This is a genomic window from Pseudomonas sp. Gutcm_11s, assembly GCF_028649395.1.
Classification (GTDB): domain Bacteria; phylum Pseudomonadota; class Gammaproteobacteria; order Pseudomonadales; family Pseudomonadaceae; genus Aquipseudomonas.
Genome location: NZ_JAQSUW010000014.1, coordinates 539,800 through 557,359, shown reverse-complemented (window position 1 = coordinate 557,359; position 17,560 = coordinate 539,800). Strand labels below are relative to the sequence as shown.

13 protein-coding genes are annotated in these 17,560 nt (G+C 64.7%); 9 read left to right on the top strand and 4 right to left on the bottom strand.

Annotated features, from left to right (window positions below; translation table 11 throughout):
- Window positions 1-55: 55 nt before the first annotated feature.
- Window positions 56-2,452 (bottom strand): xanthine dehydrogenase molybdopterin binding subunit, encoded by a 2,397-nt coding sequence (gene xdhB, locus PTT45_RS13460; protein WP_273813823.1) that lies wholly within the window; start codon window positions 2,450-2,452, stop codon window positions 56-58.
- Entirely contained in the window at window positions 2,445-3,884 is a 1,440-nt protein-coding gene (gene xdhA / locus PTT45_RS13455) for a xanthine dehydrogenase small subunit (RefSeq protein WP_273813822.1), read from the bottom strand. Before xdhA ends, xdhB begins: the two co-directional genes overlap by 8 nt.
- A 275-nt stretch (window positions 3,885-4,159) precedes the next feature.
- Here xdhA and smc point away from each other — a divergent pair, with 275 nt between their 5' ends.
- The 3 genes from smc to ligA all read left to right on the top strand — a co-directional run bounded on the left by smc (window position 4,160) and on the right by ligA (window position 11,078).
- A complete protein-coding gene (gene smc / locus PTT45_RS13450) occupies window positions 4,160-7,648 on the top strand; it encodes a chromosome segregation protein SMC (protein ID WP_273813821.1) in 3,489 nt (1,162 codons plus the stop codon).
- 191 nt (window positions 7,649-7,839) lie between these two features.
- Window positions 7,840-8,652, top strand: coding sequence for a cell division protein ZipA (gene zipA / locus PTT45_RS13445; RefSeq protein WP_273813820.1), 813 nt, complete (start codon window positions 7,840-7,842; stop codon window positions 8,650-8,652).
- Window positions 8,653-8,720: 68 nt separating this feature from the next.
- A complete protein-coding gene (gene ligA, locus PTT45_RS13440) occupies window positions 8,721-11,078 on the top strand; it encodes an NAD-dependent DNA ligase LigA (RefSeq protein ID WP_273813818.1) in 2,358 nt (785 codons plus the stop codon).
- Between the two features lie 35 nt (window positions 11,079-11,113).
- Here ligA and PTT45_RS13435 read toward each other — a convergent pair whose 3' ends face one another.
- Both PTT45_RS13435 and PTT45_RS13430 read right to left on the bottom strand, forming a co-directional pair.
- Window positions 11,114-11,422 carry a TRL-like family protein gene (locus PTT45_RS13435; protein ID WP_273813817.1) on the bottom strand — a complete coding sequence of 103 codons (309 nt, stop codon included), beginning with the start codon at window positions 11,420-11,422 and terminating at the stop codon, window positions 11,114-11,116.
- A 130-nt stretch (window positions 11,423-11,552) separates the two neighbouring features.
- The gene (locus tag PTT45_RS13430) at window positions 11,553-12,428 is read right to left on the bottom strand and encodes a response regulator transcription factor (protein WP_273813816.1); all 876 of its coding nucleotides are present in this window, start codon (window positions 12,426-12,428) and stop codon (window positions 11,553-11,555) included.
- A 408-nt stretch (window positions 12,429-12,836) separates the two neighbouring features.
- Here PTT45_RS13430 and PTT45_RS13425 point away from each other — a divergent pair, with 408 nt between their 5' ends.
- The 6 genes from PTT45_RS13425 to PTT45_RS13400 are packed head-to-tail and all read left to right on the top strand — an operon-like array spanning window position 12,837 to window position 17,549.
- The gene (locus PTT45_RS13425) at window positions 12,837-13,046 is read left to right on the top strand and encodes a Flp family type IVb pilin (protein WP_273813814.1); all 210 of its coding nucleotides are present in this window, start codon (window positions 12,837-12,839) and stop codon (window positions 13,044-13,046) included.
- Window positions 13,047-13,067: 21 nt separating this feature from the next.
- Window positions 13,068-13,613 (top strand): A24 family peptidase, encoded by a 546-nt coding sequence (locus PTT45_RS13420; protein WP_273813813.1) that lies wholly within the window; start codon window positions 13,068-13,070, stop codon window positions 13,611-13,613.
- A 12-nt stretch (window positions 13,614-13,625) separates the two neighbouring features.
- A complete protein-coding gene (locus PTT45_RS13415) occupies window positions 13,626-14,945 on the top strand; it encodes an AAA family ATPase (protein WP_273813811.1) in 1,320 nt (439 codons plus the stop codon).
- 12 nt (window positions 14,946-14,957) lie between these two features.
- A complete protein-coding gene (gene cpaB / locus PTT45_RS13410) occupies window positions 14,958-15,755 on the top strand; it encodes a Flp pilus assembly protein CpaB (protein ID WP_273813809.1) in 798 nt (265 codons plus the stop codon).
- 35 nt (window positions 15,756-15,790) lie between these two features.
- The gene (locus tag PTT45_RS13405) at window positions 15,791-17,266 is read left to right on the top strand and encodes a type II and III secretion system protein family protein (RefSeq protein WP_273813807.1); all 1,476 of its coding nucleotides are present in this window, start codon (window positions 15,791-15,793) and stop codon (window positions 17,264-17,266) included.
- Between the two features lie 13 nt (window positions 17,267-17,279).
- Complete coding sequence (locus PTT45_RS13400; RefSeq protein WP_273813806.1) at window positions 17,280-17,549, top strand: hypothetical protein; 270 nt, start codon at window positions 17,280-17,282, stop codon at window positions 17,547-17,549.
- Window positions 17,550-17,560 lie beyond the last annotated feature (11 nt).

Below are 17,560 nucleotides of genomic sequence, written 5' to 3'. Positions count from 1 at the left end.
CACCTGTGGAGTTCTTGGCGTGGCCCGGACGAGCGTGCGTCCGGGCCTCAACGCCTCAGGCCGGCTCGGCCGTGCTGGCAGCTACGGCCGGGGCCTGCTGCTTGAGCTGGCGCAGTTGCTCGACGCCCCAGAGCACGCGCTCGGGGGTGGCCGGCGCATCGATCTGTGGCTGCACCTTGTAGTCGGCCAGGCTGGCCACGGCGTCCTTGATCGCACAGAAGGCCGCGATGCCGAGCATGAATGGCGGCTCGCCCACGGCCTTGGAGTGGAACACGGTCTGCTCCGGGTTCTTGCGGTTCTCCACCAGCTTCACGCGCAGGTCGATGGGCATGTCGGCAATGGCCGGGATCTTGTAGCTGGCCGGGCCGTTGGTCATCAGCTTGCCCTTGGCGTTCCACACCAGTTCCTCGGTGGTCAGCCAGCCCATGCCCTGGACGAAGGCGCCTTCGACCTGGCCGATGTCGATGGCCGGGTTCAGCGAGTCGCCGACGTCATGCAGGATGTCGCTGCGCAGCATCTTGTACTCGCCGGTCAGGGTGTCGACCAGTACTTCGCAGCAGGCCACGCCGTAGGCGAAGTAGTAGAAGGGGCGGCCGGCTGCCTTGTTGCGGTCGTAGTAGATCTTCGGTGTGCGGTAGAAACCGGTGGAGGACAGCGACACCTGGCCGAAGTAGGCCTTCTGGATCAGCTCCTCGAACGACAGGAAGTGACCGCGCACGCGCACCTGGCTGTTGCGGAACTCGACGTCTTCCGGGGTGACCTTGTACTCGTGCACCAGGAAGTCGACCAGGCGCTGCTTGATGGTCTCGGCGGCGTTCTTCGCCGCCATACCGTTGAGGTCGGCTCCAGAGGAGGCGGCAGTCGGCGAGGTGTTCGGTACCTTGTCGGTGTTGGTGGCGGTGATCTGGATGCGCTCGATCTCGACCTGGAACACCTCGGCCACCACCTGGGCGACCTTGGTGTTGAGGCCCTGGCCCATCTCGGTGCCACCGTGGTTCAGGTGGATCGAACCGTCGGTGTAGATGTGGATCAGCGCGCCGGCCTGGTTGAGGAAGGTGGCGGTGAAGCTGATGCCGAATTTCACCGGGGTCATCGCCAGGCCTTTCTTCAGCACCGGGCTCTTGGCGTTGAAGGCGCGGATTTCCTCGCGGCGCTTGGCGTAGTCGCTGCTTTCCTCCAGCTCGGCGGTCATCTCGTGGATGACGTTGTGCTCGACCGTCTGGTGGTAGTGGGTGACGTTGCGGTCTTCCTTGCCGTAGTAGTTGTGCTTGCGCACTTCCAGCGGGTCCTTGCCGAGGTGGCGGGCGACCGCATCCATCACCTCCTCGATGGCGACCATGCCCTGCGGACCGCCGAAGCCGCGGTAGGCGGTGTTGGAGGCGAGGTTGGTCTTGCAACGATGGCCGTTGATGGTGGCGTTGCCGAGGAAGTAGGCGTTGTCCGAGTGGAACATGGCGCGGTCGACGATGGAGCCGGACAGGTCCGGCGAGTAGCCGCAGTTGCCCGCCAGTTCCATCTGGATGCCGCTGAGCAGGCCGTCGTCATCGAAGCCCACTTCGTACTCGACGTAGAAGGGGTGACGCTTGCCGGTCATGGTCATGTCTTCCATGCGTGGCAGGCGCATCTTGGTCGGGCGCTTGGTCAGGTGCGCGATCACCGCGCACAGGCAGGCCGGGCTGGCGGCCTGGGTTTCCTTGCCGCCGAAGCCGCCACCCATGCGGCGCATGTCGACGACGATCTTGTGCATCGGCACACCAAGCACTTCGGCGACCAGCTTCTGCACCTCGGTGGGGTTCTGCGTCGAGGTGTAGACGATCATGCCGCCGTCTTCGGTGGGCATCACCGAGGAGATCTGTGTCTCCAGGTAGAAGTGCTCCTGGCCGCCAATGTGCAGGGTGCCGGTGATGCGGTTCTTGGCGCGGGCCAGCGCGGCGGCGGAATCACCGATGCGGTGCTGGTGGCTGTCCAGCACGAAGTGCTTCTTGCGCAGGGCGTCGACCACGTCGAGCACCGGCTCCAGGTCCTCGTACTCGACGATGGCGGCCATGGCTGCCTTGCGTGCGTTCTCCAGGCTGTCGGCGGCAACCGCCAGCACGACCTGGCCGAGGTACTCGACCTTGCCGTCGGCCAGCAGCGGGTCGCCGGCGACTACCGGGCCGATGTCGAGCTGGCCGGGCACGTCCTTGGCGGTGATGGCGATGGCCACGCCGGGGAAGTTATAGCAGGGCGTGACGTCCAGCTTGGTGATGCGCGCATGGGCGCGGTCGCTCATGCGGGCATAGACGTGCAGCTGGTTGGGGAACTCCAGGCGGTCGTCGATATACACCGCCTCGCCGCTGACGTGCTTGTCCGCGCTCTCGTGCTTGACGCCGCGGCCGACGCCGGTGGCGATGCCCGAGCGGAACAGTTCGGCCAGTTCTTCCTGGGACTTGGAGACGTGATGGTTAGACATAGGCGGTCACCCGGGTTTCGACTTCAGGGGAGTGCGTCTCGAGGAAGAAGCGGCGCAGCAGGTTCTGCGCGGTTAGAAGGCGGTATTCCTTGCTGGCGCGGAAGTCGGAGAGCGGCGTGAAGTCCTCGGTCAGGGCCTGGCAGGCGCGCTCGACGCAGCCCGGGTACCAGGAGGCACCGATCAGCGCGTTCTCGCAGGCGGTGGCGCGCTTCGGCACGCCGGCCATGCCGCCGAAGGCGATGCGCGCTTCACGCACCACGCTGTCGACGATGGTCAGGTTGATGGCGGCGCACACGGCGGAGATGTCGTCGTCCAGGCGCTTGGACACCTTGTAGGCGCGGAACGCCTGGTTGGCCTTGGCGCGCGGCACGATGATGCGCTCGATGAACTCAGCTTCCTGGCGGGCGGTGACCTTGTAGTCGATGAAGAACTCGTCCAGCGGCAGGGTGCGGGTCTCGCCGCCCTTGCGCAGCACGATGCTCGCGCCGAGGGCGATCAGCAGGGGCGGGGCATCGCCGATCGGCGAGGCGTTGCCGATGTTGCCTCCGAGGGTGCCCTGGTTGCGGATCTGCAGCGAGGCGAAGCGGTGCAGCAGCTCGCCGAAGTCCGGGTACTCGCGCGACAGCACGTTGTAGCAGTCGGACAGCGGGGTGGCGGCGCCGATCTCGATGGTGTCCGCCTTGACCTCGATGCGCTTCATTTCGGCGACATGGCCGACGTAGATCATCACCGGCAGTTCGCGGTGGAACTGGGTGACTTCCAGGGCCAGGTCGGTACCACCGGCGAGCAGGCGCGCCTGCGGGTTGGCGGCATAGATGTCGGCCAGGTCGGCCACGGTCAGCGGCAGCAGGCAGCGCTTGTCGCCGCTGTTGAGTTCGGCGGTCTCGCGCGGGGCGATAGCCTGCAGTTTGGCGATGGTCTCGGCCTCGGCGGCGTCGAACTGGTCCGGCTTGCGGTTGCAGCAGGATTGTTCGGCGGCGTCGATGATCGGGCGGTAGCCGGTGCAGCGGCACAGGTTGCCGGCCAGGGCTTCCATGGTCTGGCCCTTGTCGTAGCCATCGGTGTTCTTCTGCAGGGCGAACAGGCTCATGACGAAGCCGGGCGTGCAGAAGCCGCACTGCGAACCATGGCAGTCGACCATGGCCTGTTGCACTTCATGCAGCTTGCCCTGGTAGCGCAGGTCTTCCACGGTGATCAGCTGCTTGCCGTGCAGCGCGGAGACGAAGGTCAGGCAGGAGTTGAGGGTGCGGTAGCGAATGCGGCCGCCCTCCAGTTCGCCGACCACCACGGTGCAGGCGCCGCAGTCACCGGAGCCGCAGCCCTCTTTGGTGCCGGGCTTGGCCACGTGTTCACGCAGGTAATTGAGGACGGTGACGTTGGGATCGAGCTGGCGCTCGCTGCGCAACTCACCGTTGAGTAGGAACTGGATCAAGACGACCTCCAGGCTTTGTAGTTGTTGTCACGGGGGCTGTGATGAGGCCAATCTAAGTTTTTCTGACTTTTGGGTCAACAAAATTTGACTGTAAGGTCAGCTGCTCGACCAAAGGCCTTGGAATCGGGTGTGCGGGGTGCAGGATTGGCATGCCAAATGCCTGTGTTAAACTCGCCCGCGCCCGAATTTCCCCACTCTCGATAACAGGAACAGCATGAGCTTCCAGGCCCCGCAGTGCCTCCGTGAACGACACATGCCAGGAGTGGATGCATAAGATGCGCCTGAAATGCATCAAGCTGGCCGGCTTCAAATCCTTCGTCGATCCGACGACCGTCAGCTTCCCCAGCAACATGGCCGCGGTGGTTGGGCCAAACGGCTGCGGTAAGTCCAACATCATCGATGCCGTGCGCTGGGTGATGGGCGAGAGTTCGGCGAAGAACCTGCGCGGCGAGTCGATGACCGACGTCATCTTCAACGGCTCCAACACGCGCAAGCCGGTGACCCAGGCCTCCATCGAACTGATCTTCGATAACTCGGACGGTAGCCTGGTCGGCGAGTACGCCGCCTTCGCCGAGATATCCATCCGTCGCCGGGTGACCCGCGACGGGCAGAACACCTACTTCCTCAACGGCACCAAGTGCCGTCGCCGCGACATCACCGACATCTTCCTCGGCACCGGCCTGGGCCCGCGCAGCTACTCGATCATCGAGCAGGGCATGATCTCCAAGCTGATCGAGGCCAAGCCCGAGGATCTGCGGAATTTCATCGAGGAAGCCGCCGGCATCTCCAAGTACAAGGAGCGCCGCCGCGAGACCGAGAGCCGCATTCGTCGTACCCAGGAAAACCTGGCGCGCCTGACCGACCTGCGCGAGGAGCAGGAGCGCCAGCTCGAGCGTCTGCACCGCCAGGCCCAGGCCGCCGAGAAGTACCAGGAATACAAGGCCGAGGAGCGTCAGCTCAAGGCCCAGCTTGCCGCCCTCAAATGGCAGGCGCTGAACGAGCAGGTCGGTGCCCGCGAGAAAGTCATCGGCGACCAGGAAGTGTCCTTCGAGGCCCTGGTGGCCGAGCAGCGCAGCGCCGATGCCAGCATCGAGCGCCTGCGCGATGGGCACCATGAACTGTCCGAGCGCTTCAATCAGGTGCAGGGGCGCTTCTATTCGGTGGGTGGTGACATCGCCAGGGTCGAGCAGAGCATCCAGCACGGCCAGCAGCGCCTGCGCCAGTTGCAGGACGATCTCAACGAGGCCGAGCGCTCGCGCCTGGAGACCGAGTCCCACCTGGGCCACGACCGCACGCTGTTGGCGACCCTGGGCGAGGAGCTGGACATGCTCGCGCCCGAGCAGGAGCTGACTGCTGCCGCCGCCGAGGAGTCGGCCGCCTCTCTGGAGGAAGCCGAGAGCGCCATGCATGGCTGGCAGGAGCAGTGGGAAGGCTTCAACCAGAGCAGCGCCGAGCCGCGCCGCCAGGCCGAGGTGCAGCAGGCGCGCATTGCCCAGCTGGAACAGAGTCTGGAGCGCCTGGCCGAGCGTCAGCGCCGCCTGAGTGATGAGCTGGCGCAGCTGGCCGCCGATCCCGAAGACGCCGCCATCCTCGAGCTGGCCGAGCAACTGGCCGTCAGTGACATGCAGCTGGACGAGCTGCACGCCGCCGAAGAAGGCCAGGCCGAACGTCTGGAGCAACTGCGCGGTGAGCTGCAGCAGGCCACCCAGGCGCAGCAGCAGGCTCAGGGCGAGTTGCAGCGCCTGAACGGCCGTATTGCCTCGCTGGAGGCCTTGCAGCAAGCTGCGCTGAATCCCGGCAAGGGCGCCGCCGAATGGCTGCGTGAGCAGCAACTGAACAGCCGTCCACGCCTGGCCGAAGGCCTGCGCGTGGAGAGTGGCTGGGAGCTGGCGGTGGAGACGGTGCTGGGCGCCGATCTGCAGGCCGTGCTGCTGGACGATTTCAATGGCCTGAATCTGGGTGGCCTCGATCAGGGCGAGCTACGCCTGGTCAACCCTCAGAGCGGCGGTGCACGCATCGCCGGCAGCCTGCTGGACAAGGTCGAGGCCAGCATCGATCTGGCTCCCTGGCTGGGCAAGGTGCGTCCGGTGGAAAGCCTGGATCAGGCCCTGGCCCAGCGCCTGCAGCTGGGCGATGGCGAGAGCCTGATCAGCCGTGATGGCTACTGGGTCGGTCGGCATTTCCTCCGCGTGCGCCGCGCCAGCGAGGCCGAGAGCGGCGTGCTGGCGCGTGGCCAGGAGCTGGAGCGGCTGCAGGCCGAGCGCGATGAACGCGAGGCATCTCTGGCCGATCTGGATGAGCGCCTGCATAGCCTGCAGGCCGCGCAGCGTCAGCAGGAAGAGGCGCGTGAACAGCAACGCCGTCTGGTGCAGGACGAGTCCCGTCGCCAGGGTGAATTGAAGGCCAAGCTCTCCGCCGGCCAGGCCAAGGCCGAGCAGCTGGCGCTGCGCCGCCGGCGCCTGGAAGAAGAGCAGGGCGAGGCTGCCGAGCAGCGTGAGTTGGAGCAGGAACAGCTGGGTGAGTCGCGCTTGGTGCTACAAGACGCGCTGGACGCCATGGCCGTCGACACCGAGCAACGTGAGACCCTGCTGGCCAGTCGCGACCAGCTGCGCGAGCGCCTCGATCGCGTGCGCCAGGAGGCGCGCCAGCACAAGGATCACGCACACCAGCTGGCTGTGCGCCTGGGCTCGATCCGTGCCCAGCACGAATCCACTCGCCAGGCTCTGGAGCGCCTGGAGCTGCAGTTCGAGCGCGCCATCGAGCGCCGCGAGCAGCTCAACCTCAACCTGGAAGAGGGCGCCGCGCCGCTGGAAGAGCTGCGCATGAAGCTCGAAGAGCTGCTGGAACGGCGCATGGGCGTGGAGGATGAGCTCAAGCTCGCCCGCCTGGCCCTGGAAGATGCCGACCGCGAGTTGCGCGACGCCGAGAAGCGTCGCAGCCAGGCCGAGCAGCAGTCGCAGTTGCTGCGTGGCCAGCTGGAACAGCAGCGCATGGACTGGCAAGGGCTCAACGTGCGACGTAAGGCGCTGCAGGAGCAGCTGCTGGAGGAGGGCTACGACCTGCATGGCGTGCTCGCCACTCTGCCAGCCGACGCCAGCGAGACGGCCTGGGAGCAGCAGCTGGAGCAGCTGGCGGCGCGTATCGGTCGCCTGGGTGCGATCAACCTGGCAGCCATCGACGAGTATCAGCAGCAGTCCGAGCGCAAGCGCTACCTGGACGCACAGAACGCCGACCTGGTGGAGGCGCTGGATACCCTGGAGAACGTCATCCGCAAGATCGACAAGGAAACCCGCAATCGCTTCAAGGAGACCTTCGATCAGATCAACGCCGGCCTGCAGGCGCTGTTCCCCAAGGTCTTCGGTGGCGGCCACGCCTACCTGGAGCTGACCGGCGAGGACCTGCTGGATACCGGCGTGGCGATCATGGCGCGCCCGCCAGGCAAGAAGAACAGCACCATTCATCTGCTGTCCGGTGGCGAAAAGGCGCTGACCGCCCTGGCACTGGTGTTCGCGATATTCAAGTTGAACCCCGCGCCGTTCTGCATGCTCGATGAGGTGGACGCGCCGCTCGACGATGCCAACGTCGGCCGCTATGCGCGGCTGGTCAAGGAGATGTCGGAGACGGTGCAGTTCATCTACATCACCCACAACAAGATCGCCATGGAGATGGCCGACCAGTTGATGGGGGTGACCATGCACGAGCCGGGATGCTCGCGTCTGGTGGCGGTGGATGTGGAAGAGGCGATGACCCTGGTAGAGAGTTGAGCCAGGCATTAAACGCGGCTAAATGCCTTGCAACGGTGCACATTTACCGTTCGTCGTGCTAGCTTAGGCCTCACTTTTGTTACACGCCCGGAACGACTGTTGATACATACAGTTTCGAGCGTTTCAAAGGGGCAGGAAGCCCTTATTTTCATTACATATTCATCTTCATCGTTCAGGGGTTTGGGAGTTTCATGGAGCTGCGCTATTGGCTGATCGTCATCGGTGTCATCGTTATCGTCGGCATTCTGTTTGACGGTTGGCGAAGGATGCGGGGCGGCAGTGGCAAGCTGAAATTCAAGCTGGACCACAGCTTCAGCAATCTGCCCGACGATGACACCGATCCCGACCTGCTCGGCCCGTCGCGGATCATCGATCGCAAGCGCGAACCCGAATTCAACGAAGAAGATATCCCCACCATGAGCGCCAGCGAACTCAATCGCCGGCGCAGCATCGAACCGAAGCAGGGCGACCTGGCGCTGGACGCCGACGAGCCGGTGCCAACCCTGCTGACCCCGGTCGAAGAAGACGACATTCCCTCCAGCACCAAGTCTGGCCAGGACCTGCCTCCGGTCGAGGAAGTGCTGGTGATCAACGTGATCGCTCGCGATGCCGATGGTTTCAAGGGCCCGGCGCTGCTGCAGAACATTCTGGAAAGCGGCCTGCGCTTCGGCGAGATGGACATCTTCCACCGTCACGAGAGCATGGCCGGCAACGGCGAGGTGCTGTTCTCCATGGCCAACGGCGTCAAGCCGGGCACCTTCGATCTGGATGACTTCGAGCTGTTCTACACCCCGGCTGTGAGCTTCTTCCTCGGCCTGCCGGGCCCGCGTCATCCGAAGCAGGCCTTCGATGTGATGATCGCCGCCGCCCGCAAGCTGGCCCACGAGCTGAACGGCGAGCTGAAGGACGACCAGCGCAGCGTGATGACCGCGCAGACCATCGAGCACTACCGTCAGCGCATTGTCGAGTTCGAGCGCAAGAGGCAGCTCGCCGGCAAACGCTGATCGCTCCACCGCATGCAATCCCAAGAGCAGCCTAGGCTGCTCTTGTCGTTTTCAAGGACACACGCACCATGACCGACGCCGCCCAACGCGTTACCGAGCTCCGTGCTGAGCTGGATGAGCACAATTACCGCTACTACGTGCTGGACGAGCCGAGTGTGCCGGACGCCGAGTACGACCGTCTGTTCCGCGAACTGCAGGCGTTGGAGGCGGAGCATCCCGAACTGGTGACGCCGGAATCGCCGACCCAGCGCGTGGGCGGCGAGGCGCTGAGCGCCTTCGGTGAGGTGCGCCACGAAGTACCCATGCTCAGTCTGGGCAATGCCTTCGAGGAGGAGGACCTGCGTGCCTTCGACCGCAGCGTGCAGAGCGGCCTCGGTATTTCTGGCGGAGACCTGTTCGGCGGCGGCGCCGAGGTGGAATACAGTTGCGAGCCCAAGCTCGACGGCCTGGCCGTCAGCCTGCTGTACCGCGACGGCCAGTTGGTGCGCGGCGCCACCCGTGGCGACGGCAGCACGGGCGAAGATATCAGCGCCAACGTGCGCACCATCCGCAACGTGCCGCTCAAACTGCAGGGCTCGGGTTGGCCGGCGGTACTGGAAGTGCGTGGTGAGGTGTACATGCCCAAGGCTGGCTTCGACGAGCTCAATGCGCGTCAGGCCGAGAGCGGTGGCAAGACCTTCGCCAACCCGCGCAACGCCGCCGCCGGCAGCCTGCGCCAGCTCGATCCGCGTATCACCGCCAGCCGCCCACTGGAGTTCTGCTGCTACGGCGTTGGCCAGGTCAGCGGCGAGCTGCCGGCCACCCAGGTCGGCATGCTGCAGCAGCTCAAGGCCTGGGGCGTGCCCATCAGTCGCGAGCTGAAGCTGGCCAAGGGCGTGGAAGCTTGCCTGGACTATTACCGCGACATCGGCGAGCGGCGCATGGACCTGGCCTATGACATCGACGGCGTGGTGTTCAAGGTCAACAACATCGAGGACCAGCAGCAGCTGGGCTTCCGTGCGCGTACTCCGCACTGGGCACTGGCCCACAAGTTCCCGGCCCAGGAAGAGCTCACCGAGCTGCTGGACGTGGAGTTTCAGGTTGGTCGCACCGGTGCCGTCACTCCGGTGGCGCGCCTCAGGCCGGTCAAGGTGGCCGGGGTCACCGTGGCCAATGCCACGTTGCACAATATGGACGAGGTGGCGCGTCTGGGCCTGATGATTGGTGACACGGTGATCATTCGCCGCGCCGGCGACGTGATTCCCCAGGTGATGCAGGTAGTGGCCGAGCGTCGACCTGCCGATGCGCGGCCGGTTCATGTGCCGGAGCAATGCCCGGTATGTGGCTCTGCCGTCGAGCGCACCCAACTGGTCAAGCGCGGCAAGGGCAAGGAAACCACCAGCGAAGGCTCGGTCTACCGCTGCGTCGGTCGTCTGGCCTGCGGCGCCCAGCTCAAGCAGGCGATCATCCACTTCGCCTCGCGTCGTGCGCTGGACATCGAGGGGCTGGGCGACAAGATCGTCGAACAGCTGGTGGACACCGGCCTGGTGGCCTCGCCGGCCGACCTGTTTACCCTGACCTACGAGCAGGTGGTGGTGCTGGAGGGCTTCGCCGACCTGTCGACCCGCAACCTGCTGGCGGCGATCAAGGCTAGCGCCAAGCCGACCCTGGCGCGCTTCATCTACGCCCTGGGTATTCCGGATGTGGGCGAGGAGACCGCTAAGCTGCTGGCCCGTGCCCTCGGTTCCCTGGCACGTATCCGTGTGGCGCTGCCGGAGGTGCTGACCTACCTGCCGGACGTGGGCTTGGAGGTGGCGTTCGAGATCCACAACTTCTTCGGCGACTCGCACAACCTCAAGGTCATCGACGACCTGCTGGCGCGAGGTGTCGAGCTGCAGGAGGAGGGCGATCTCAGCCCCGAGTTCTCTGCCTGCGCCACGCTGCCGGGCTTTATCGACAAGCTCAACATCCCCTTCATCGCCGCCACCGGCGCGGAGAAGCTGGCGGCGAAATTCGGCTCTCTGGAAGGCGTGATCAAGGCCGACTGGCTGGACCTGCGCCAGGTCGAGCGTCTCAACGAGAAGGCTGCCAAGTCCCTGCGCGACTTCTTCGACGTGCCCGCCAACGCCGCGCGTGCAGCGCTTATCGAGGCGCAGCTGCGTGACTTCGGCATGCACTGGGCGAGCGAGAAGAAGGTCGTCGAGGGTTTGCCGCTGGCAGGACAGACCTGGGTGCTGACCGGCACGCTGGAGGCGATGAGCCGTGATGCCGGTAAGGAGAAGCTGGAAGGGCTGGGCGCCAAAGTGGCCGGCTCGGTGTCGGCCAAGACTGCCTGCGTGGTGGCGGGGCCGGGGGCCGGCTCCAAGCTGACCAAGGCCAACGAGCTGGGTGTGAAGGTGATGGACGAGGCGGAGTTTCTGCAGCTGCTGGCCGGTTACGGCCTCTGAGCGGGAAGCCCCGGCGAGTGCCGGGGCTCGGACCATTACTGGCCGGTCACGTTGACGCAGGTCTTGCCGTAGAAGGGATAGAAGCCCTTGGTGTGATAGTCGGCGCTGGCAACGGTGGAGATGTTGCCGTTGGCCTTGGCGGCTTCGATGGAGGCGTCGCCTTTGTTGACCAAACCGATGATGGTGGTGGCGCAGGAGGTGCCCTGCTTGCCGCCTTGGGCGGTGGTGGCGGTGATCGGGCCCTTCACGTCGGTGATCAGGCCAACGCCTACCGGCGACAGACCGTTGGCGCAGCCACTCAGCAGGGTGGCGAATGCGGTGGCAGTCAGAATGCGTTTCAGCATGATGTAGCGTCCTTGTCTTTTTAGTACAACCCGGCCCAATACCGGGCTCGCGGCGACCTTAACCAAGGAGGCGCTGCGGAGCAAACATGCTTGTCCGCAGCGCTGACTGGTTCAAATTCCTCGCATCGTTCTAGGGGTGGGCGCGCAGCACCTGATGGTCTTCGTGCAGCGAGGCGCTCGCCAGTTGTGGTAGCGAGGGGCGCCCGGCGTCGCGGTATTCGCTCGGCGTGCAACCCAGGCACTGCTTGAAGGCACGTGCGAAGTAGGAGGGGTCCTTGAAGCCGGCCTCGTAACCGATGCTGGTGACCGGCATCTGGCTGTTGTTCAGCAGCTCTTTGGCCAGGTCCATGCGCTTGCGCAGCACATACTCCATGAAGCCCAGGCCGTAGGCCTCCTTGAACAGGCGGGAGAAGCGGAAAGGCGTCATGCCGCAACGCTGGGCCAGGTCCTTCTGGTCGATGCCTTCGCGGTAATGCTGGTCGATGTAGCTCATGGCCTTGTGCAGCGCCTGGTGCTTCTGGTGTTCCTTGGTCAGACGGATGCTGTCAGGGAGGTTGCCGCAGCGCTCGACCTGTGGCTTGCGTGCATGGATGTCCTCCTGCCAGCGCAACTGGCAAAGATGCTGCAGCGACTGCAGGTAGCGGCTCTGCTCCCGGCTGCCCAGCGGCAGTACCAGATACTCCCAGACGCCAGAGCGCATGGCCCACACGGCCAGTTCCTCGGAATGCTGCACGGTGAACATTGTGATAGGGATTGACGGCGCGGTGCGCTTGACCTCCAGCAGCAGGTTGAGACCCAGGGCGTCGGGGCGATCGAAGTGCATGCAGAGCATGTCCGGCTGCGGCCCGGCATCGCGTGCCGGCAGTCCGGACTCCTTGGCCAGGCGGCAATCGCAGGTCAGGCGGAACTGTTCCATGAGCTCCTCGGCGGAGCGGTCATGGGTAAGGTCCAGCCAGAGCAGCACGGGCTTGCGCTGGTTGTTGTTAGTGGCCGAGTTAGACTTCATTCACTTAGCTCTGCACATTATTTTTTGGCCCCCAATGTGAGGAGTATTGTCAATGTGCCATCAGTACAAATACTGAATCGGAATATCGTTCAGAGGCTTAGTTCAGTTGTGTTTTAAGCTTTGCAAGTAATTGAATATTAATGGCTTGCAATTAAAAACCTGACCGTTTCCTACGGTGCTTTCGCGCTCCGCTTGTCGCTTGCGAATCGTTTACAGAACCGTCTAAGAGAGGTTCTTCTTATTCGCCTGACTCGCCTTTTTCCACAGCGTAGCCGGGATGCAAAAAAGTCCTAGCGATGCGCAAAAAACTCCTAACGGCAAAATTTCACCTCCACTAGCGTCAACCTCAGGCCGGCAATTCGCTGCTCGGCTGCCGGGTTGGCGCAACCATTGAGTGAGGTGGCAAAAATGAAACTGGAAAGCATCAAGTCCGCGATCGGTAAGTTCCTGCAGGACGAAGAAGGTCTGACCATCGTCGAGTATGCGGTGGCCGGCGGCCTGGTGACCCTGGGAGTCGTCACTGTGTTCATCGCTTTGGGCAACAACGTCTGTGGCGTCATTACCAGCCTGAAAGACGCCGTACTCGGTACTAACACCCCCGTCGCCGCCTGCAGCTGATCTACGCGGGTATCGGCAGCCATGGCCAGGGAGCAGATGCTCACCGCAGCGTTGCTGCTGGGGTTGCTGGCGATTGCGGTGGTGAGCGATGTACGCCGCCACCGCATTCCCAACCAACTGATCCTGGCGGGGCTGGCGGTGGCGCTGGCGCTGCAGCTGCTGGCCGGTGGCGTGGCAGGGCTCGGCAACCTGGTGCTCGGCATGCTGGTCGGCTTCGGCCTGTTTATCCCTCTCTATGCGCTGGGCGGCATGGCCGCCGGCGACGTAAAGCTGATGGCCATGGCCGGCGCCTTCCTGACGCCAACCCATGCGGTGTGGATGGCCTTCTTCAGTCTTATCGCCGGCTCGCTCTGCGGTCTGCTGATCATCCTCGTTCGCGGCCAGTTGGGTATGACCCTATCGCGCTACTGGCTGATTCTGTTGTCGCGCACTCACGTCGCGCCTGCTGCGGATGAGGTGGCTGGCAAACCCTTTCCCTATTCGGTCGCCATTCTCTTCGGCGTGCTGCTTGCCTTGGTCTGGCGGCCCTTCGATCCCTGGTTGATCCTCGGATACGCCTTTGGCTGAGGAGGGCACGTCATGTATGCGATCAGCGACAGCGGCTCCTACCCCAGCGAACGCGAGGCCGTGCAGCGCCTGGCGCCACAGCCGAAAAACATCGGCGAAACTGGCCTCAACGAGAACTTCCTCGGTGATCTGCTGTGCAAGCATCTGCACGACGCCGGTGTGCTCGATCTGCCGCGCCTGGTCGAGCGTCTTGCGCTGACCGGAGCGGTGGTCGAGGAGATCCTGCAGTTCCTGCGCAAGCAGGGGCGGGTCGAGGTGCTCGGCCAGGCCGGAGGCCTGGCCCTGCGCTATGGCCTGACCGAGCGTGGCCGCGTGGCCGCCCGCGATGCCTTCGAACGCAGCGGCTACCTGGGCGCCGCGCCGTTCCCGGTGAGCGCCTACCGCTCCCTGCTCAAGGTGCAGACCATCCACCACGGCCGCATCACCGCACGCGACATGCGTAATGCCTTCAGTGGCGTGGTGCTTACCGACGGCATGCTCGACCAGCTCGGCGTGGCCATGAATTCCGGCCGCGCCATCATGATCTATGGCCCGGCGGGCACCGGTAAGACCTATATCAGCACCCGCCTGATCCGACTGTTTGCCGAGGCCATCTGGGTGCCCTATGCCATTGCCATCAACGAGTCGGTGGTGGAGGTCTATGACCCCCAGGTGCACCAGAGCCTGGAGGACACCCAGCAGAACCCGCTGATGCTCGACGAGGGTATCGATCGCCGCCTGCTGTGCTGCAAGCGGCCGATCGTGATCACCGGCGGCGAGCTGAGTATGGAGCAGCTGGACATCCGCTATGACCCCTACAGCCGCCAGTACCAGGCACCGCTGCAGCTGAAGGCCAGCAACGGCCTGTTCATCATCGACGACATGGGCCGCCAGCGCGTGGCGCCGGCCGAGTTGCTCAACCGCTGGATAGTGCCGATGGAGGAGAAGCGCGACTTCCTCAACCTCGGCGGCGGGCGCCACTGCGAGCTGCCGTTCGACCTGGTGCTGGTGTTCTCCACCAACCTCAATCCGCTGGAGCTGGCCGACGAGGCCTTCCTCCGGCGCATTGGCTACAAGCTGCACTTCAACTACCTCAAGCCCGAGGACTACGAGCGTATCTGGCACCAGGAGTGCGATCGCCTCGGCGTGGTGTTTGACCCCCTGTTGCTGCGCTATGTGCTGCAGGGCCTTTATGAGGCGGAGGGCATGCCGCTGGTGCCCTGTCATCCGCGCGACCTGCTGAGTATGGCGCTGGATCGCCAGCGTTACCTGGACGGCTCCGGCCCGCTCTCGCCACGGGAGCTGGAGTGGGCCTGGCACAACTATTTCGTGCAGCTGGATTTTCTCGGCTGAGGAGATGCAGAGATGAGTACTCGTACTCTCACGCTGGTGGTCCTGTCCCTGCTCATGGGGCTGGGTGCTGCCTGGATGGCCAACAACTGGTTGAGCAACCGGCTCAGCGCCGGCCCTGACGACGACATGCAGAGCGTCATGGTGGCGGCGGTGGAAATTCCCTTCGGCACCATGCTCGAGGCCCAGCACGTGTCGCAGGTGCGCATGCCCAAGGGCACCGCCCCGGACGATTCCTTCGACAGCCCGGAGAAGGCCATTGGCAAGATCGCTACCTTCTCCATGCTGCGTGGCGACATCCTGCGCAGCGCGAGGCTGGCCGAGCACCTAGGCGGCAGCACCCTGGCCTCGCTGATCGAGTCCGACAAGCGCGCGATCTCGGTGCGGGTGGACGACGTGGTCGGCGTGGCCGGCTTCCTCCTGCCGGGCAACCGGGTCGATGTGCTCGCCACCAAGAAGTCCAGCAACGCCAATGCCCAGTCCGAAACCATCCTCGAGGACCTGCGGGTGCTGGCCGTCGACCAGACCTCCAGCACCGACAAGACCCAGCCAGTGGTGGTGCGTGCGGTAACCCTGGAAATGACTCCCGAAGAAGCCGAGGTGCTGGTCAAGGCCATGGCCGAGGGGCGCCTGCAGCTGGCCCTGCGCAACCCGCTGGACAACCAGAAGCGGCCGGAGCCGCCGCCGGTGGCAGAGAAAACCGCACCGACTCCTGTTCCGGTGCCGGTCAAGCCGGTGGTCAAGCGCAGCAACGGCGGGGCCGGGGTGACCATCATCCGCGGCACTGCGGTAAACGTGGCCAAGGTGCACTAGCCCGCATGGCGGGCGACCTCTAGAAGGAGAGGGACATGCAAAGCATTCGATTGATGAGCGCGCTGCTGATCTGCCTGGCGGCAGGCCTGCTGACGCCGCCCGCGGCGGCCGCCGAGCCGCAGCCGGAGGTCAGCGTGATGCCGGCCGCCAATACCGGCAGCATCCAGGTGCCGATCTACAAGTCGCGGGTGTTGAGCACCCGGGCCGCGGTGAAGCGCATCTCGGTGGGCAACCCGGAGATCGCCGACATCCTCATCACCAGCCCGCGCCAGCTGTATCTGCTGGGCCGCTCGCTGGGCAGCACCAACGTGCTGCTGTGGGACGGCAACAACAAGCTGATCGACAGCCTGGACCTAGACGTGGTGCATGACCTGGGCGGCCTCAAGAGCAAGCTGCACCAGCTGCTGCCCAGCGAAAATATCGAGGTGTTCAGCGCCCAGGGCGCCCTGGTCCTGCGTGGCCAGGTGAGCAGTGCTGCTGCGATGGACTCGGCGATGAAGATCGCCAAGAGCTACGCCGCCCAGAGCACCAGCATCGCCCAGGGCGAAGGCGAGAAGGCCGAGGCCGGTCCCAGCGATTCGCTGGAGGTGGTCAACCTGATGACGGTCGGCGGTGGCCAGCAGGTGATGCTCGAGGTCAAGGTGGCCGAGATGCAGCGCAATCTGGTCAAGCGCCTGGGCGTGAACTTCCTGGCCCTCGGCTCGGCCGGCAACTGGGATATCGGCTCCTTCAACGGTGGCTCCTCCATTGCCGACAACGGCCTGCTGCGAGACAGCAAGGGCTTCCTGGCGCAGTTCGCCTCCGGTAGCTTTCTCTTTGACGTGGTGCTGGAGGCGGCCAAGGACAATGGTTCGGCCAAGGTGTTGGCCGAACCCACCCTGGTGACCCTCACCGGGCAGCAGGCCGAGTTTATCTCCGGCGGCGAGTTCCCGGTGCCGATCACCGAGGACGACGGCATCACCATCGAATACAAGGAGTTCGGCGTCGGCGTGCGCTTCCTGCCGGTGGTGCTGGATGCCGGGCGCATCAACCTGAACCTCAACGTCGAGGTCAGCGAGATCTCCAACGCCAATGCGCTGGTGCTGGACACCGGCCTGGAGACCCCGCTGGGTGACGGCGTGGGCCAGGTCATTCCGTCGCTGACCAAGCGCAGCGCGCAATCGACCGTGGAACTGGGCGACGGCCAGACCATCGCCATCGCCGGCCTGATCAACGAGAGCACCCGCGACCTGGTTAGCCGCTTCCCCGGACTGGGCGACATCGCGGTGATCGGTCACCTGTTCCGCAGCCAGGAGTTCATCAAGGGCGAGACCGAACTGGTGATCCTGGTCACCCCGCACATCGCCAAGCCGGTGGACGCCAAGCTGGTGCGCCTGCCCACCGAACGCTTCGTCGAGCCGGGCGACATGGACTTCTACCTGCTGGGCAAGACCAAGGGCGACCAGCCCGCTCGCGCGGTGCCGGTCAGCCTGGGCGTGACTGGTAGCAGCTTCGGCCATGACCTCAAGTAATGGAGGCGAGACGATGAAGACGCTGATGATGCTGATACCGCTGGCGCTGCTGCCGGCCGGCTGTATGACCTATGACGAGGGCCGGGTCGGTGAGCTGGGCGATACGGTGTACGCCACCCACTACGAGCAGATCGCCGACAAGCAGCGGGCCGCCAATCCCGGCACCGAACCCGCTGCCACCGGCACCGACGGACCGCTGACCGAGAAGGTGCTGGAGGGCTATCGCGGCAAGACCAGCGATGCCCGCCAGGTCGACCAGCCAATCCAGATCAACATCGAGTAGAGGCGCCGACC

What these genes read in the sequence shown, in the direction of transcription:
- xdhB (WP_273813823.1), bottom strand. Translation starts at nt 2,452, where the DNA reads ATGTCTAACCATCACGTCTCCAAGTCCCAGGAAGAACTGGCCGAACTG.
- cpaB (WP_273813809.1), top strand. Translation starts at nt 14,958, where the DNA reads ATGAGTACTCGTACTCTCACGCTGGTGGTCCTGTCCCTGCTCATGGGG.
- PTT45_RS13435 (WP_273813817.1), bottom strand. Translation starts at nt 11,422, where the DNA reads ATGCTGAAACGCATTCTGACTGCCACCGCATTCGCCACCCTGCTGAGT.
- PTT45_RS13425 (WP_273813814.1), top strand. Translation starts at nt 12,837, where the DNA reads ATGAAACTGGAAAGCATCAAGTCCGCGATCGGTAAGTTCCTGCAGGAC.
- PTT45_RS13400 (WP_273813806.1), top strand. Translation starts at nt 17,280, where the DNA reads ATGAAGACGCTGATGATGCTGATACCGCTGGCGCTGCTGCCGGCCGGC.
- PTT45_RS13415 (WP_273813811.1), top strand. Translation starts at nt 13,626, where the DNA reads ATGTATGCGATCAGCGACAGCGGCTCCTACCCCAGCGAACGCGAGGCC.
- PTT45_RS13420 (WP_273813813.1), top strand. Translation starts at nt 13,068, where the DNA reads ATGGCCAGGGAGCAGATGCTCACCGCAGCGTTGCTGCTGGGGTTGCTG.
- PTT45_RS13430 (WP_273813816.1), bottom strand. Translation starts at nt 12,428, where the DNA reads ATGAAGTCTAACTCGGCCACTAACAACAACCAGCGCAAGCCCGTGCTG.
- zipA (WP_273813820.1), top strand. Translation starts at nt 7,840, where the DNA reads ATGGAGCTGCGCTATTGGCTGATCGTCATCGGTGTCATCGTTATCGTC.
- smc (WP_273813821.1), top strand. Translation starts at nt 4,160, where the DNA reads ATGCGCCTGAAATGCATCAAGCTGGCCGGCTTCAAATCCTTCGTCGAT.
- PTT45_RS13405 (WP_273813807.1), top strand. Translation starts at nt 15,791, where the DNA reads ATGCAAAGCATTCGATTGATGAGCGCGCTGCTGATCTGCCTGGCGGCA.
- ligA (WP_273813818.1), top strand. Translation starts at nt 8,721, where the DNA reads ATGACCGACGCCGCCCAACGCGTTACCGAGCTCCGTGCTGAGCTGGAT.